Origin of the sequence: Chishuiella sp. (assembly GCF_032109125.1) — a bacterium.
GTDB lineage: Bacteria > Bacteroidota > Bacteroidia > Flavobacteriales > Weeksellaceae > Empedobacter.
In genome coordinates this window covers 135,767-152,157 of sequence record NZ_DAMCLZ010000003.1, presented here as the reverse complement: position 1 = coordinate 152,157, position 16,391 = coordinate 135,767, and the positions used below count along the sequence as shown (strand labels likewise).

The window sequence follows — 16,391 nt, the reverse complement described above, 5'->3', positions numbered from 1 at the left end:
AGAAAAGGCGGCAGAGGTCCAGCCAGAGTAATTAAGGAAGATCAACACAAGATCAATGATAAGATTGACGCAAAAGAAGTTCGCGTTGTTGGAGAAGGCATAGAGCCTGGTGTATATCAAATTTCTAAAGCTTTACAACTAGCAGAGGAGCAAGGTTTGGATTTGGTAATGATCAGTGAAAAAGCCGTTCCACCTGTTTGTCGTGTCGTAGAATATAAAAAATATTTATACGAACAAAAGAAAAAAGAGAAAGAACTAAAGGCTAAGCAACAAAAAGTTGTGGTAAAAGAAATTCGTTTTGGTCCTCAAACTGATGATCATGATTATGAATTTAAAAAACGCCATGCAAGATCTTTCTTAGAAGAAGGTTCGAAATTGAAAGCTTATGTTTTCTTTAAAGGACGTTCTATTATCTTTAAAGATCAGGGTGAAATCCTATTGTTACGTTTAGCTCAAGAATTGGAAGATGTTGGAAAAGTAGAACAAATGCCAAAACTTGAAGGTAAAAGAATGATTATGATGATGGGACCTAAGAAATAATTAGGTTCTTATCATCTTACAAAAAATAAAAAACGTTTTAATTTTAAATATTTGTAATCATGCCAAAATTAAAAACAAAATCTGGAGCGAAAAAACGTTTCAAATTAACAGGAACAGGTAAAATTAAAAGAAAACACGCTTTTAAAAGCCACATCCTAACAAAAAAAGAGACTAAACAAAAGAGAAATTTAACTCAAACTGGTTTAGTTGATCAAGCTGATGTTCATTCAGTAAAACAACAATTAAGATTAAAATAAGAACGTGTTCTTATTTGGTTTATTAATTCATTATTAACCCTGTCGATGGGCCTTAAAGCAGAGCAATCTCGCCCACTACAAAAAAATTAAAAATTATGCCAAGATCAGTAAACGCAGTTGCGTCAAGAGCTAGAAGAAAAAGAGTTTTAAAACTTGCAAAAGGATATTACGGAAGAAGAAAAAACGTTTGGACTGTTGCTAAAAATGCAGTAGAAAAAGGTTTAGTATACGCTTACCGCGATAGACGTCAAAAGAAAAGAAATTTCCGTGCGTTATGGATTCAAAGAATTAACGCTGGAGCAAGATTACACGGATTGTCTTACTCTAAATTTATGGGAGCTATCCACAAAGCTGGAATTGAATTAAATCGTAAAGTTTTAGCTGACTTAGCGATGAACAATCCAGAAGCTTTCAAAGCAATCGTAGAAAAAGTAAAATAATTTATTAAACAATATATTAAAACGTTTTAAACTTGGCTATTTAGCCAAGTTTTTTTTTGATAAATTTGAACCTAAACTTATTATTAATGCATCAACAAAAAGATCTATTTCTACGTATTTGGCCATTTTTTGTAGTATTTTTTATATATAATTTTGCAGCGGTTGCTCTTACTCAATATTTTGGTAGAGATGAATTGCATTTATATTTTAATCAATTTAGTAATCCTTATTTTGATAAATTTTTTGTTTACTATACAGATTTTGGAACATTATATTTATTTTTTATTTTATTAGGGTATTTATTTTGGACAAATACAAGAAGAATGTTTCTCTATCTTTTTACTGCTGAAACAGCTGCATCATTAATTAGTGTTTTTTTTAAGAATGTCTATTTCTCAGAAACTTTACGACCTGGCTATTATTTTACACATAAAAATATAAATATTATTCTTGTAAAAAATTATGCAATACAAATGGCTGCAACTTTCCCATCTGGACATTCATTAACTGCTACAGTAATTGCTATGACACTTTGCTTACTGACTAAGAATCGTTGGTTACAATTGTTTTTTGCACTATTATTCCCAAGTATTGCTATAAGTCGTATTTATCTTTCAAGGCATTTTGCAATTGATACAGTAGGAGGTTCTATGATTGGTTTTTTTATTTTTATATTTACGTATTATATCATCAATACCATTAAAAATAATAAGATAGATGAAAAAATCATTAGAAATAGAACGATTAAATAAACTTTGTATTTCTCTTATAGAATATAATCTTATTTGGGAAGATGCAGAAGCTAATCAACGTTATCTTGATAATTTACTTAATAATCATCAAACAGATATAATTCTTTTACCTGAAATGTTTTCTTCAGGCTTTTCTATGAATGTAGAAAAGGTAGCAGAGAAACCTTTTGGCGATACTTTTGTATGGATGCAAAAAAAATCAAAAGAATTAAATGCTGCAATTGCTGGTAGTATTTCTACAAAAGAGAATGAAAAATTTTATAATAGATTCTATTTTGTATCTCCAAATGGTTCAGTTTTTATTTATGATAAGAAACATTTATTTAGTTATGGTAAAGAAGCGACCGTTTATTCCTCTGGAGACAGAGTAGTTACGATAGATTATAAAGGTTGGCAAATACGACCAATTGTTTGTTATGATTTGCGTTTTCCTGTATGGATAAGGAATACAGAAAAAAATCCATATGATTTATTACTTTGTGTAGCTAATTGGCCAAAGGCTAGGAGAGATGCTTGGATAAGTTTATTAAAGGCTCGTGCAATAGAAAATATGAGTTATGTAGCTTCTGTAAATAGGACAGGAGAAGATGGATATAAATTAGATTATAGCGGAGATTCAAAAATGTTTGATACATTAGGAAAAGAATTAATACCTATAAATAATCATCAGGAAATATTACAATTTGAAATAAATAAAACTGAACAAAATGATGCAAGAAAGCATTTTAATTTTCTTGAAGATAGAGATCAATTTTATTTTGGATAAAATATTACAAAAAATAAGCTAACCATTTAGTTAGCTTATTTTTTTATAAAGTTTTTGCAATAGTGATTGAAGCGACATCCTTTTTAGATTGTTCATTGAGCGAAGTTGAAATGTATTCAATCAAAAAAGATATAGCGTAAAGCATACCCCGTAGGGATTGCCCTTCAAAAAATAATTATTTTTTTTATTTAGAAATTGATTAAAAGATCTAACCTAGTTCTATTTCCACTTCTTTTATAACTAGGATCAATACCATTTAAGCCTTTTATTTCTTGCATAAAAAAGTTACGACTTCTTAAACGCATCCATTTATTTAATTGACAAAGAATCATAAACTCAGGACCTTGTATATTTGTTGAATTCCATCTTGCCAAATCATATTGTGCATAATAATCTAAAGCAGCATATTTTTCCATATATAAATAAGCAAGACTTGTTTTAAATTCTTTTTTAAATAATGAAAAGTCAATACCTATATTACCATAAATCCCAAAATTCTGCTTTGTGAAATCAGGAGCTTCGGAAGGATTAAATACATTACCTTCAGAAAAATAATTATTTCCTGATTTATCTGTAATTAAATTTGAAGGAGGATTTGTTTTGTAATTTTTAAAATTGTAAAATACATTTACATTAAAATTAAGATTTGACAGTTGTTTCAATTTTATGTCTAGATGACTTGTCCAAATAGAGTAATCAGGAGCTAAATCTCCAGGATAAAAAAAGTTAGCAACATCGCTATAATATACGTTAGGTAATTTTTCTGCCATTAGAAGACCTGAACTTAATCTCCAAGATTTCATTTCATCATCTTTTCCAAAATTAGCAGAGATACCATACATTTTTCCTTGTTTTTTAAACGAGGCATTGTCTACATATTTTTCAATAAAAAGAGCCGATTTTATATTTAATAAATAATTATTGAATTTATAATTAGAAACATAAGAAATCCCATCATGATTAATCCAATCAAATTGTTCACCAATATAATTATCCCATATTCTAGAACCTGTTTGACGACCAAATCGTATAGCTTGGTTTTTAGCAGGTTTATATTCCACCCAAAGCTCATTTAATAGAATAGAAAGTTTACTATCTGATTCACCTCCAAAAGCAAAATAAGGATGAGTCATTATAGATGATCTAAAGCTAAATTGCTCTGTAATATCTGTATCCAAATTCAAGTAAAATAAAGCTCTGGACCAAAAACGAGTTGTGGGTTTTATTCTTTCTCCAGTTTTTATATCCATATTATTTTGATTCCAATCCATTTCACCTAAGCGCATGATTGCATCAAAACTAAGTTTAGAGCGATCTATTAAACTTGATTTGTTTTTTTCTTGATTAATTTTTTCTTTTGATAAAGCTTCTAATTGATTAATTCTATTCTTTAAAAGTTTTAATTCTTCATCATAATTTTTCTCAGGAATAGTATCTAATTCCTGAGAAAAGCTAAAACTACTAGTAAGTAATAAAAGCGGATACAAATATAATTTCATTAGGTAATAGGGTGGTTTAGAGTAAGGTTTGTAATAGGTTTATTTTTGTTGGATTTTTTTTAGGTATTTTGGAGCTTGATCTTCAAAAATTTCTTGTATTCTTTCATAATTATTTTGATTAACTAATTGCTCTAAGCCAAAATTTGAATAACAGTAAGTAACAAATTCATTTACTTTATAATCAGGTATAGATAAATTTTGTGTAAAATAATCTGTTGTATAATAATTTTGTAAGTTGCTAATTTTATTAACTTCTTTAAAGTATTGATCTTGTTGTTTTGCTTTCTTTTTTCGACCAGAAATCATAGAAACCCATTGAGATGGATCTAAAACTCCATTTCCGTTTAAAACTGAAGAAGCATTTGGATCCACTTTTTTATCCTTTATACTAGGATCTAAACCAAGGTTCTCATAAAGAATAGTTTCTTTAGATTTTTGATTTTTAATATTATTAATCCAATTTTTATCTAATTGATTAATATTTGCCTCCCCTAATTCTACAACTTCTATATTTAAATGAACAACAATAAATCCTTTATTTAGCATTTCTTGAGTTACTTTTACTGAACGCTCTTCATAAAAGTCATTACTAAAATTCAATAAATCTCCTACAGAAACATTAATAGAAAAAATTCCATTTTCATTAGTAAGAATTTTTGCATGAGTTTGTTCGTTTTCAACCAATATTCCAGGTATAACATCCTGTCCTTCTATAGCATCATCTACAACAACACGCCCTGTAATAAGGCTAGTTTGTGCAAAAGAAAAAAGACTGATCAAACTAAAAAGTAGTGTATAAATTAATTTTTTCATCCAAATGTATGTTAGTTGTTATTAACAATATTTCTTAAAATCAAAAACCTTACCATTTGATTTTATATTGAGAATAAGAATAAATTACATTTATTTACTTTTGTTCATATAATTAATATATATTGGTGCTTGAGTTTGAAAAATTTCTTCGATTTTATCATATTTATTATCCTTAACTAATTTTTCCAATCCAAAATTTGTGTAACAGTAATTAACAAAATTTTCAACTTTGTTTTCTGGAATATGTAAATCTTCTGTAAAATAATAATCTGTAAAAAAATCTTGTAATTCTTTGATTTTATCAACTTTCTTAAAGTATTGATCTTGTTTCTTTGCCTTCTTTTTCTGTCCAGAAATAACACCAAACCATTCTGTTGGATCCATAATTCCATTATTATTTAATAGAGCAGTTGCATTAGGATTTACTTTTGCATATTGCATATTAGGATCGAGTCCTAAAGCTTCGTAAAATTCTGTTTTTTCAGTCTTTTTTACTTTTATGTTATTTTTCCAATTTTTATCTAATCTATTTACTTTTGCTTCGTCTAATTCTACAACTTCTATATTCAAATGAATTGTTATAATTCCTCGATTCAACATTGCATCAGAAATTTTTACAGAACGTTCTTGGTAAAAATCATGTTTGAATAATAGTTCATCTCCAACTGAAACTCGGATTGAAAAATCACCATTGATATTAGTTGTTGTCTTAGCATCTGTTTGTAGATTTTGAACTAAGATTCCGTCAAGTACATCTTGTCCAACAACTTTATCATCAATTATAATTTTTCCTGTGATCATTTTAGATTGGGCAAACGATAATGTATTTATTAGGCAGAATAGAATAGTGTATATGTATTTATTAATCATTTTTAATAATATTAGTATTTATTTTACTAAGGTAAATAGGGGCTTGTTCTTCGATAACCGAAAGGATTTCATCATATTTGTTCTCTTTCAATAATTTTTTAAAATCATATTTAGTATAACAATAATCTAGAAAGCCAATAATACTAATTTTTGGTATTTTTAATTCTTCAATAAAATAATATTCAGTATAAAATTGTTTAAGGTCTTTAATTAATTCTTCTTTAGTTTTCTCAATTTCTGATTTTGAGTTAATTTTTTTATATGATCCACTCAATAAACTAAATAATCCCATAATATTAACACCTCCAATTTGATGAATTGTTCTATTAACTTTTTCTTCTTCATGTTTTAAGTTTAGTTTTATTTTATACTCCAGAGTATTAATTCCCATTTGAGTATTAATTTTTTCTTGGAATACCTTTTCCTTACCAAGATCATTTAGCATATTTTTATCTAATCGATTTACATTCGCTTCTCCCAATTCTATAACTTCTATATTCAAATGAATTGTTATAAATCCACGGTTTATCATAGCTTCAGAAATTTTTACAGATCGTTCTTTATAAAAATCATGTTTAAATAGCAATTCATCTCCAGCAGAAACATTAATAGAAAAAATTCCATCAACATTAGTTATATTTTTAGCATCTGTTTGTAAATTTTGAACTAAAATTCCGTCAAGAACATCTTGTCCAACAACTTTATCATCAATAATAACTTTTCCTGTTATCATTTTATATTGAGCATGAGATACAACTAAACATGAAATATTAATAGATACAAAAAATAAAATTTTATTCATCTACTTTAATTTTAGCATTTATTTTGTCAAGATAAATGGATGAATCTCTACTTAGCATTTCTTCTATTAATTCAAAATCATTTTGTTTGATGATTTCTTCGAAATTATTATTTGAATCAGAAAATAATAAGAATTCATCAATCTTATTTTCAGGGATTTTTAAAGTAGTTGTAAAATAATACTTGTTATAATAATTTTCAATCTTTTCGAGAACGTTTATTTTATTAAAATATTTTAAATTTTGTTTTGCTTGTTTTCTTGAAATATTTGTTCCCATTGACCTTAGATTGAGAGGAATATCTTTAAATCTTATTGAAGGATCTAAACCTAAATTTATATATAAAGAATCTATAAAGTCATATTTCAATTTTACATTTTTTTGCCAAAATTTATTCAATGTATTTACATTAGCTTCAGCTAATTCTATAACCTTTATATTTAGATGAACAGATATAAATCCTTTTTGTAACGTTGTAGAAGAAATTGAAATTTTTCTTTCATCTATACCTTCTCCTTTAAAAAGTAATTCATCATTTTCATTTACTTTAATTGAAAATATTCCTTTTATATTGGTTTTTGTTCTTGCATTGCTCGATAAGTTAGTAATTTCTATTCCTTCCAATTCCATAGACTCATCTTCATCAATTAATACTTTTCCAGAAATCAAAGTATTTTGAGCTTGTAAATAGGATAATGATAAAACATAAAAAAATAAAAGTATTTTCATTCGCATTAAAATTTTGACTAAAAATAAATGAGATTTTCTTTGATTATCAATATTTAACAAAATTTTACCTTAAAGTATATATATGTTAAAAAGAAAAAATAATTTCTTAACTATTATTCATTTTATCATATAATTCATTTTAAAAACAATAAAAAAAGACTTGATTAAAAATCAAGTCTTTTTTTATTGTTTTATATATTTTTTGAATAAATTATTGAATAAATTCTTCTGCTTGTTTTAATGAAGCATCTAATCCATTAACATCTTTACCTCCTGCAGTCGCTAAAAAAGGTTGTCCACCTCCGCCACCATTAATATGTTTAGCGATTTCTTTTACAATATTACCAGCATGTAAACCTTTATCTTGAACTAGGTTTTTAGCAATAGAAATTGTAATAGATGGTTTTACAGCATCATTTGTACCAACAACTATAAATGCATTTTCTAGCTCATTTGTTAAGTCAATAGCATTCTGCTTAGCTGTATTCGTATCTAAATTTGTTTTGATTGCTAAGAAATTAATTCCATTAATAGCTTTAACTCCAGCTTTCCAAGTTTCTTTTTCAGCTTTTGCTTGTTGAGCAACAAATTTTTCAACTTGTTTTTTCAACGCTGCATTTTCATCTAATATAGATTGAACAGCTTTTAATGCATCATTTTTAGTTTTTAAGGCAGCTAAAACTTCATTATAGCTTTTCTCTGCATCTTTTAATGCATTAATAGCTGTATCTGCTGTAATTGCTTCTATACGGCGAATACCTGCTGCTGTAGATGATTCTGATAATATTTTGAATAATCGTATATCAGCTGTATTTTTTACGTGAGTTCCTCCACATAATTCTACAGAAGTACCAAAACGGATTACACGAACTTTATCACCATATTTTTCACCAAATAATGCCATTGCACCTTCAGCTAATGCTTCTTCCATTGTAGATTCTCTTTTCTCTACTAATGGTAATGCTTGTGCAATTTTCTCATTTACTTTTTGTTCTACCAAAGCAATTTCTTCGTCTGACATTTTAGAGAAATGAGAAAAATCGAAACGTAAATAATCATCACCAACATAAGAACCCTTTTGCTCTACATGTGTTCCTAATACTTCACGTAAAGCTTCGTGCATTAAATGTGTGGCAGAGTGATTATTTGTTGTTGCATTACGTTTAGAAACATCTATTTTAGCTTGGAATGTTCCATTCACATTCTCAGGTAAAGTTTCTACAAAGTGAATGATTAAATTATTTTCTTTTTTAGTATCAACAACCTCTATCGTTTCGTTAGGAGAAATAATAACACCTTTATCTCCAATTTGTCCTCCAGATTCAGCATAGAAAGGGGTTTGATTGAAAACTAATTGATAAAATTCACCTTTTTTATTTTTTACTTTTCTGTATCGTGTAATTTTGACTTCTGCTTCTGTATTGTCATAAGCAATAGAAGTTTCGTTTCCACTATCATCTAAAACAACCCAATCATCCGTTACTAAAGCAGTTGCTTTTTTAGAACGTTCTTTTTGTTTTGCCATTTCAGCCTCAAAACCAGCTTCATCAATTGTAAAACCATGATCTTCTGCAACAATACGAGATAAATCAGCAGGGAAACCAAATGTATCGTATAATTCAAAAACAACATCTCCAGGAACAACTTTAGATTCACCTAATTGTTCAATAATTTGGTTTAATCTATTTAATCCTTGCTCAATTGTTCTTAAGAAAGAAGCTTCTTCTTCGCGAATTACACCAGTAACAATACCTTCTTGTTTTACTAATTCTGGGAAAAAATCTCCCATTTCAGCTTTCAAGATTGGGTATAATTTATAAATAAATGGTTCGTTTAAGTTTAAGAAACGGTAGCCGTAAGAAATAGCACGACGTAAAATACGACGAATAACATATCCTGCACCAGTATTAGAAGGTAATTGACCATCCGCAATTGCAAAAGAAACTGCACGTAGATGATCTACAATAACACGAATAGCAATATCTGTTTTTTCATCAACACCATATTTAAAACCAGAAATTTCTTCTAATTTTTGAATCGTTGGTTGAAAAACATCCGTATCATAGTTAGATGTTTTTCCTTGTAAAATCATTGCTAAACGCTCAAATCCCATTCCAGTATCAATGTGTTTTGCAGGTAAAGATTCAAGAGAACCATCTGCTTTACGTTGATATTGCATAAATACAAGATTCCAAATCTCAATAACTTGAGGATGATCCATATTTACTAATGATTTTCCATCCACTTTAGCACGATCTTCAGCTGGTCTTATATCAACATGGATTTCAGAACATGGACCACAAGGACCAATATCTCCCATTTCCCAGAAGTTATCTTTTTTATTTCCAAATAATATACGATCTTCAGCAATGTGTTCTTTCCAAAGATCTAATGCTTCTTGATCTAGTGTTGTACCATCTCCTTTGTCACCTTCAAAAACAGTTACATAAATTTGATCTTTAGATATACCGTATTTTTCTGTTAATAATTCCCAAGCCCACGCAATTGCTTCTTTTTTAAAGTAATCACCAAAAGACCAGTTTCCTAACATTTCGAACATAGTATGGTGGTATGTATCTTTCCCAACATCATCCAAATCATTGTGTTTACCAGAAACACGAAGACATTTTTGAGTATCCGCAATACGATTACTTTTGGGAGTTCCATTCCCTAAAAAGAATTCTTTGAATTGTGCCATTCCAGAATTATTAAACATCAATGTCGGATCATTTTTCAAAACAATAGGTGCAGAATCAACAATTAAGTGCCCTTTTGTTTCAAAAAAATGTAAGAATTCTTTTCTTATATCTTTGGATTTCATTTAATTAAATTATTTTTATCATTTGATTAACATGTTTGCTCGTACAATATTTATTACTTTGCAAACGTTTTACAAAGATAATAAAAAGGATAGTTAAGTAATGGAAAATAAAAACTATAAGTATAATTCTATAAATTTTGTTTTGAGTTGGTTGAAAAAAAGAGTTCAAAAAACTCCTAAAACAGCACTATATACATTACTTTTTTTATGTATCTCTATCGTTTTATCGGGAATAATTGGTTATAAGTTCAATACTTCTCAAAGTATTTCTAAACATAAAGAAAATCAATTATTAGCTGAACTGGAAAGAATGGAAAATGAAAACCAAGAATTACATAAAAAGTTTAAAAAAGTTGAAGCTGCTTTATCAGAAATAGAGGAAAAAGACCGTAATATTTATAGAACTATTTATGATTTGAGAGTAAAAGAGAATATTGATTCTGTAGATAATGCAATCAATAACTATACAGCAGAGGATATAGAGAATCTTATTGAACATATTGATAAAGAATCTAAATCTTTAGATGAAGTTTTTCGTACAATTGGTGTGAAAGATGCAAATCTATCTTCTATGCCTGTTTTAAAACCTATTGCAGATAAATATGTTAATCGATTAGCATCAGGATTTGGTACACGTTTTCATCCTATTCTTAAAGTGAATAAAATGCATAAAGGGTTAGATTTTACAGCTAAAGTTGGAACACCAGTTTATGCAACAGGAGATGGTACAGTAAAAACTGCCGAATTTAATTCTGGTTATGGTAATATGGTTGTCCTTAAACATGGGAAAAGTTACGAAAGTTTATATGCTCATATGTCTCGAATAAAGGTTAGAAAAGGTCAAAAAATTAAAAGAGGAGATGTAATTGGTTATATTGGAACAACAGGTCTTTCTACTGGAGCTCATTTACATTATGAAATTCATAAAGATGGCGAACCTGTAGATCCTATCATGTATTTTTATAATGATGTTGACCCAGATGATTTCATAAAAATTTATCAAAATTCTAAAAAAATGTCATTATCTTTGGATTAAACCCTGATAATGAACACTAACCTGCCTGATAAATTGTATTATTCGATTGGCGAAGTTGCCAAAGCTTTTGATGTAAATGCATCTTTGATTCGTTTTTGGGAAAAAGAATTTGATATTATTCATCCTAAAAAAAATAAAAAAGGGAATCGTTTATTTACTAAAAATGATATAGAATGTTTTAAAAATATATACTATTTAGTAAAGGTAAAAGGTTATACATTAGAAGGAGCAAAACAAGCAATTGGTAAAAAAGGAATAGAAACAACAACAGAAGAAATTGATGTTGTGAAAAGGTTAGAAGATATAAAAAATGAATTAATTAAATTAAAAATGAGTTTTGATGAATTTGAAACAATTCAAGATTCTAAATTAGAATAAAAACAATGACCAATCCTTATTACAAGGAATTATAAAATATATTTAAGTTAGATAACATATAAAAAAAGTCTTTACATTCATGTAAAGACTTTTTTTATATGTTATAGAAAATTATTTTTTTGGTAAACGAACAATTCTACTTGTATCATTTCTATATGTTTTTCCTCCGTTTATTTTTTTGTAAGAAAATTTAGAAGCTAGACCAATACTTTCTGATGAAATATTATTTGTAATGTCTCCTTTATTATTCATACGGTTTACAATGTCATAAGTTACGTCATAACCTAATTGTTCATATCTTGTTGGAAATTCACAATAAATTTCATTAAAATCTTTTAAAACATTTTGTACTTCCTGATCTCTCGTATTAATCAATCTTGCAGTACTATAAACAAAACCAAAATCTCTAAAAGAATCTATATTTTTAGCATTTTCAGGGCTGTAAACATCATAAACAGAAACAGATTTAATGCCATAAGCTTTGATATTATCTTTATCAAATGTTTTTAGTTTTTCTAAATATTGTTTTCCTAAATTATCATTATCTCCCACAAGAACTGTAATTATAGGAGTAAAATAATTCTCTCCATTTACACTATCATGAGGTTGAACAATTTTAGAAACATTATCTACAATTAAAACATTTGCTTTCAGATTTTTTTCTAATTCCCTTTTTGTATAATTAGCAAGCTCTTGATCATCTCTATCTGTTAATAAATAAATCTGTTCTCCAGCAAAATTTTTACCAATTTCTTCTATAATTTGATCAGCAACAACTTCATCTTTAGGATTTGATATAATTAAATCATTAAAAGAGTTTAAACTATCATCATTCGCATAAGGAGAAATAACCATAATCCCTGAATTACTAAAGAAATTCGAAACTTCAGTAACATCAGATGTATTTAAAGGTCCTATTACAGCATCGGTTTTACTAAAATCATTACTAGCTAAAATGTCTTGTAAATTTCCATTTTTTGTATCAATTACCTTAACATTTACATTTTTTCCTGTTTTAGCTAAGCGAGTTAAAGCTAACTTAGATCCGATAAAAAATTGCATTGCCTGAGAGTTTTTTAATTGTGGATTTTTTACCACATCAAAAGGTAACATAATTGCAATATTTATTTCATTATCATTCGCTCTTTTTAATTTTCCTGAAGTACCATATTTTACAATTTTAGCATTTTTTTGTAAAGGTATTTTAAGAACCATACCAGCTTTTAGACCATTAATTAAATCAGGGTTAAGACGTAATAAATCATCTAAAGTAGTATTGTACTTTTCTAGAATACTATAAGCAGAATCTCCATTTTGAACCGTATAATTAATAGAATTATCTTCAATTACAACAGAACCTGATTTCTTAGGAATTGTAATTACCATTCCTTCTCTTACTCCTTTTTGTAAATCAGGGTTTTCTGCATAAAGATCATCTACACTAACTTTTAAGTCTTTAGATAATGAATATAAAGTTTCTCCCTTTTTAATAAGATGAGAGCCTTGTGGGATTGAAATAGCAGGATTTGAATTGTTTTTAGGAATACGAACTACATCACCAACTTCTAATCCTTTTTGCCCAATTTGAGGATTTAATGATTTTAATGTTTCTTCAGAAACTTTATATTTTTTTACAATATTATATACTGTTTCTTTAGGAGCAATAGTTATATAAATATAATTATCATCTTCTGAATTTGATTTAGTAATGCTGTTATCTGTAACAACTTTATTATCATTCGTATTAACAGATGTTGTATTTTCCGAAGGAATAATAATTAAATCTCCAGGATGGATTCCATTTTTTTCTATTTTAGGATTTGCTTTATATAATTCTTCTTGAGAAATACCATATTGTCTAGAAATACCATAAACGGTTTCTTTGGCTTTCACAGTGTGTGTTCTTTGCTGTGCAAAAAGAGCTGATGAACCTATAAATAATAATAAAGCTAATATTTTTTTCATTGAGATGAATTTTCGTTATCAAATATACAAAATATGTTTTGTTTAAGGTTTTTCATTAAGTGTATTTATAATAAATTCAAATGCAAAAGGTTGTATACTATCATATATAAAATCAATGAAATAGTGTAAATCTACATAATCAAAGTCCGAAAAATTCTTAATACGTTCTTGCAATCCATTTTGTTGAGATAAACAAGTTAATAGCGAATCAATACGATTCAATAATTCTTCATTTTTCTTAACTTCAGCATGAATTAAACGTTTTTTTACCTTCTCAAAACCTTTTAATTGTTTTGTTTTTTGTGCTTGTATCATATCAGCAAAAGAAGATTCCGTTAACTCACTTAATTTCTCTAATTTCTCAAAAATCTCTTTTAATTCATTTTCTAATTCTGGTAATTGAGGTGCAATTTTAGAAGAATCAATAGCTCTTTTTTTTGTAATATCTAAACTATTTAAAAATAATTCTTCGTTTAATAAACCTATTTTTTGTTGTTTTTCTAATTGCTTTTCAGTTCTAATTAACATAGAATTTCTAAGTACAAGTAATGGAAAATCCACGTTGAAACTATTAAACATTTCTTTTAATTGAAACCAATAAGCAATTTCTCCACCGCCACCGATATAAGCTACATTCGGTAAAATAGTTTCTTGGTACAGTGGACGTAGAATTACATTAGGACTAAATTTTTCTGGGTTTTCATGTAAATCATTAATAATTTCTTCTTTAGAAAATTTAATAGAAGTGTTATTTACAAAGTAATTTCCATTTTGTTCAACAATTCGTTCTCTAGAATTATCATTCGGAAAATAAAATAAATTAATTTCTCTTGGATTTACTTGTATAGAATAGCCTAATTCTTCAAGTTTTTTATTTTGAGGAATTACATGTTGATAAGATGTTGATTCTATTAACTCTTTCTCAAAAGTAGGAACCATTATTTTTTTCAATTCTTTATCATCTCCATCAATCATTAGTAAACCATAATCTTTAAATAACAAGTGAACTAATTTTCTTGTAGCATCAGTCAATTTATCATTTGATAGATAAGATTGATTAATTAATTCTTTAAGTTGCTCCTTTTTATTTCCATTTGGAATTAGCATAAAGAAATAATCAAAAACTTCTTGTAGTCCTTCGGTAGATAATCTCCCTACTGGACCTCCAAATTGTTTTGACCAATGAATAACACGTTCATTGTATTTAAAATGATTGATTTCTTCAAAATCATGATCTTCTGTTGCCATCCAAAAAATAGGAACATAATTTATTTCATCTTGTTCTTTATTTAACTCTTTACAAGCTTTAATCACTTGCATAATTTTGTAAAAGAAAAATATAGGACCAGTAAATAAATTTAATTGATGACCTGTTGTTATGGTAACTGTATTTTTTTCTGCAAGTTTCTTTAGATTTTTCTGTTGCTTCTTGGATAAATCTAAACCTTCCATTTGTTGTGAAATTTGTTTAACTAAAATTTCACGATGATTATAGTTTTTAAGCTTGTTTTTAGCTTGTTCTATGTAATTATTTTTGTTTGGGAAAAGTTGATAAAAATTTTTCAAACTTTCATCCTGATCGATGTAATTCAACATCAATTTCGAAAAATAATTAGAATCTTTATACGATATTGTTTCCATTTAATTTTTATTAATTGTTTGATGAACAAAAATTGCTCTGTCTGTAGCAAAGATATCAACTCCATCTTTCTCTAAATCTCGATATAACTGACCATTTTTTGCTAAATTACTTTTGTCTAAGTTTCCTAAAGTACCGAATATTACAAGAATATTTTTATCATGAATTTTATCTAAAAATGATTTTTTATTTCGTTTTGTTCCTGTAAATGCAACCATTTTGTCTGTAGGAATTCCACTATTCATCATTTCATTAAATTCATGTTCATTTCTCATAGAAACTGACAAAAGAATATTTGGTGCAATTTGGTGCAATTTTTTTGCTTGACCAACTGTATAAGTTACCAAAACAACTTGATTTTGCATTTTATTTTTTTCAATTAAAGAAACGATGTCATTATAATCAACGCCTTTTTTTATATCTACCATAAAATATATCGACTTATTTTGCCCCCATTTTAAGGTTTCATCAAATGTTGGAATTTTAAAAGATGTTTTATTCCCAAAATCATCAACAAGATAATATTTTTTGACATTATTTAATTTTAATTGATTAACATCTTGTTTTCCAGTACTTGTTCTTTGTAAAGAATTATCATGCATTAATATAAGCTGCCTATCTTTAGTTTCTGCAATATCAATTTCAAATATCTGTATTCCATTATTATACAAATAGTCAAAAGATTCTATACAGTTTTCAGGATAACCTTTTATACCACTTCCTCCTCTATGCGCACTAACATAATTTTTATTTTTGGTTAGATATTTGAAGTTTATTTCTTTGTTGATATTATGTTGAGTGTTTTCAATTGTCAATTTCTTAGGATTACAACTAAAAACAACTAACGAAAGCCAAAACAAAAAATAATATCTCCTAAAATGCTTAATAATCATAACTTTATATTAGTTTATTATAAATTATGGTGTAAATTTAAACTGAATATAATCAATAAATAAATTATTATGGGACTTAAAGACTTTTTTAACCGACTATTAGGAAAAACTGAAAATGCAATTGATGCAGCACAAGATAAATTACATGATGCTGGATCTTCAATCAAAGAAAAAACATCTGAGGCTTCTGATT

16 protein-coding genes are annotated in these 16,391 nt (G+C 27.4%); 7 read left to right on the top strand and 9 right to left on the bottom strand.

Features of this window, described 5'->3' with window-relative positions:
* Nucleotides 1–30: 30 nt before the first annotated feature.
* From infC to RT575_RS05270, 5 genes are all read left to right on the top strand, one after another.
* The gene (gene infC, locus RT575_RS05290; RefSeq protein ID WP_313374999.1) at nt 31–540 is read left to right on the top strand and encodes a translation initiation factor IF-3; all 510 of its coding nucleotides are present in this window, start codon (nt 31–33) and stop codon (nt 538–540) included.
* A 59-nt stretch (nt 541–599) separates the two neighbouring features.
* A complete protein-coding gene (rpmI, locus tag RT575_RS05285; RefSeq protein ID WP_038337133.1) occupies nt 600–797 on the top strand; it encodes a 50S ribosomal protein L35 in 198 nt (65 codons plus the stop codon).
* A gap of 95 nt (nt 798–892) precedes the next feature.
* A complete protein-coding gene (rplT, locus tag RT575_RS05280) occupies nt 893–1,237 on the top strand; it encodes a 50S ribosomal protein L20 (protein ID WP_038337134.1) in 345 nt (114 codons plus the stop codon).
* An 86-nt stretch (nt 1,238–1,323) separates the two neighbouring features.
* Nucleotides 1,324–1,989: a phosphatase PAP2 family protein gene (locus RT575_RS05275; RefSeq protein WP_313579360.1), complete on the top strand. Its 666-nt coding sequence runs from the start codon at nt 1,324–1,326 to the stop codon at nt 1,987–1,989.
* Complete coding sequence (locus tag RT575_RS05270) at nt 1,955–2,755, top strand: nitrilase-related carbon-nitrogen hydrolase (protein ID WP_313384827.1); 801 nt, start codon at nt 1,955–1,957, stop codon at nt 2,753–2,755. The genes RT575_RS05275 and RT575_RS05270 overlap by 35 nt, the downstream gene beginning before the upstream one ends.
* Nucleotides 2,756–2,943: 188 nt before the next feature.
* On the opposite strand, the gene RT575_RS05265 is transcribed toward RT575_RS05270, so the two are convergent.
* The 6 genes from RT575_RS05265 to alaS form a co-directional block, all read right to left on the bottom strand.
* On the bottom strand, nt 2,944–4,254 hold the full coding sequence (locus RT575_RS05265) for a hypothetical protein (protein ID WP_313579358.1): 1,311 nt from the start codon (nt 4,252–4,254) through the stop codon (nt 2,944–2,946).
* 39 nt (nt 4,255–4,293) lie between these two features.
* A complete protein-coding gene (locus tag RT575_RS05260; RefSeq protein WP_313384823.1) occupies nt 4,294–5,067 on the bottom strand; it encodes a hypothetical protein in 774 nt (257 codons plus the stop codon).
* 90 nt (nt 5,068–5,157) lie between these two features.
* Complete coding sequence (locus RT575_RS05255) at nt 5,158–5,868, bottom strand: hypothetical protein (protein WP_313579357.1); 711 nt, start codon at nt 5,866–5,868, stop codon at nt 5,158–5,160.
* Between the two features lie 61 nt (nt 5,869–5,929).
* On the bottom strand, nt 5,930–6,739 hold the full coding sequence (locus tag RT575_RS05250; protein WP_313579355.1) for a hypothetical protein: 810 nt from the start codon (nt 6,737–6,739) through the stop codon (nt 5,930–5,932).
* Complete coding sequence (locus tag RT575_RS05245) at nt 6,732–7,466, bottom strand: hypothetical protein (RefSeq protein ID WP_313579353.1); 735 nt, start codon at nt 7,464–7,466, stop codon at nt 6,732–6,734. Before RT575_RS05245 ends, RT575_RS05250 begins: the two co-directional genes overlap by 8 nt.
* A 211-nt stretch (nt 7,467–7,677) precedes the next feature.
* Nucleotides 7,678–10,287, bottom strand: coding sequence for an alanine--tRNA ligase (gene alaS / locus RT575_RS05240; protein ID WP_313579351.1), 2,610 nt, complete (start codon nt 10,285–10,287; stop codon nt 7,678–7,680).
* A 100-nt stretch (nt 10,288–10,387) separates the two neighbouring features.
* On the opposite strand from alaS, the gene RT575_RS05235 reads away from it, so the two are divergent.
* Together RT575_RS05235 and RT575_RS05230 are read left to right on the top strand one after the other, a co-directional pair.
* On the top strand, nt 10,388–11,323 hold the full coding sequence (locus RT575_RS05235; RefSeq protein WP_313579349.1) for a M23 family metallopeptidase: 936 nt from the start codon (nt 10,388–10,390) through the stop codon (nt 11,321–11,323).
* A 9-nt stretch (nt 11,324–11,332) separates the two neighbouring features.
* The gene (locus RT575_RS05230; RefSeq protein WP_313384814.1) at nt 11,333–11,701 is read left to right on the top strand and encodes a MerR family transcriptional regulator; all 369 of its coding nucleotides are present in this window, start codon (nt 11,333–11,335) and stop codon (nt 11,699–11,701) included.
* Nucleotides 11,702–11,812: 111 nt separating this feature from the next.
* On the opposite strand, the gene RT575_RS05225 is transcribed toward RT575_RS05230, so the two are convergent.
* The 3 genes from RT575_RS05225 to RT575_RS05215 are packed head-to-tail and all read right to left on the bottom strand — an operon-like array spanning nt 11,813 to nt 16,120.
* Entirely contained in the window at nt 11,813–13,666 is a 1,854-nt protein-coding gene (locus RT575_RS05225; RefSeq protein ID WP_313579347.1) for a LysM peptidoglycan-binding domain-containing protein, read from the bottom strand.
* A gap of 42 nt (nt 13,667–13,708) precedes the next feature.
* Nucleotides 13,709–15,307: a bacillithiol biosynthesis cysteine-adding enzyme BshC gene (gene bshC / locus RT575_RS05220; RefSeq protein WP_313579345.1), complete on the bottom strand. Its 1,599-nt coding sequence runs from the start codon at nt 15,305–15,307 to the stop codon at nt 13,709–13,711.
* Nucleotides 15,308–16,120, bottom strand: a complete 813-nt coding sequence (locus RT575_RS05215; RefSeq protein ID WP_313384808.1) for a glycerophosphodiester phosphodiesterase family protein — start codon at nt 16,118–16,120, stop codon at nt 15,308–15,310. It lies immediately after the preceding gene.
* Nucleotides 16,121–16,391: the final 271 nt, after the last annotated feature.

Bases quoted from the DNA above. Each gene is read 5' to 3' on its own strand.
- RT575_RS05235 (WP_313579349.1), top strand. From the start codon at position 10,388: ATGGAAAATAAAAACTATAAGTATAATTCTATAAATTTTGTTTTGAGT.
- RT575_RS05260 (WP_313384823.1), bottom strand. From the start codon at position 5,067: ATGAAAAAATTAATTTATACACTACTTTTTAGTTTGATCAGTCTTTTT.
- alaS (WP_313579351.1), bottom strand. From the start codon at position 10,287: ATGAAATCCAAAGATATAAGAAAAGAATTCTTACATTTTTTTGAAACA.
- RT575_RS05245 (WP_313579353.1), bottom strand. From the start codon at position 7,466: ATGAAAATACTTTTATTTTTTTATGTTTTATCATTATCCTATTTACAA.
- RT575_RS05270 (WP_313384827.1), top strand. From the start codon at position 1,955: ATGAAAAAATCATTAGAAATAGAACGATTAAATAAACTTTGTATTTCT.
- rpmI (WP_038337133.1), top strand. From the start codon at position 600: ATGCCAAAATTAAAAACAAAATCTGGAGCGAAAAAACGTTTCAAATTA.
- RT575_RS05230 (WP_313384814.1), top strand. From the start codon at position 11,333: ATGAACACTAACCTGCCTGATAAATTGTATTATTCGATTGGCGAAGTT.
- rplT (WP_038337134.1), top strand. From the start codon at position 893: ATGCCAAGATCAGTAAACGCAGTTGCGTCAAGAGCTAGAAGAAAAAGA.
- RT575_RS05255 (WP_313579357.1), bottom strand. From the start codon at position 5,868: ATGATCACAGGAAAAATTATAATTGATGATAAAGTTGTTGGACAAGAT.
- RT575_RS05265 (WP_313579358.1), bottom strand. From the start codon at position 4,254: ATGAAATTATATTTGTATCCGCTTTTATTACTTACTAGTAGTTTTAGC.
- RT575_RS05275 (WP_313579360.1), top strand. From the start codon at position 1,324: ATGCATCAACAAAAAGATCTATTTCTACGTATTTGGCCATTTTTTGTA.
- RT575_RS05250 (WP_313579355.1), bottom strand. From the start codon at position 6,739: ATGAATAAAATTTTATTTTTTGTATCTATTAATATTTCATGTTTAGTT.
- RT575_RS05225 (WP_313579347.1), bottom strand. From the start codon at position 13,666: ATGAAAAAAATATTAGCTTTATTATTATTTATAGGTTCATCAGCTCTT.
- bshC (WP_313579345.1), bottom strand. From the start codon at position 15,307: ATGGAAACAATATCGTATAAAGATTCTAATTATTTTTCGAAATTGATG.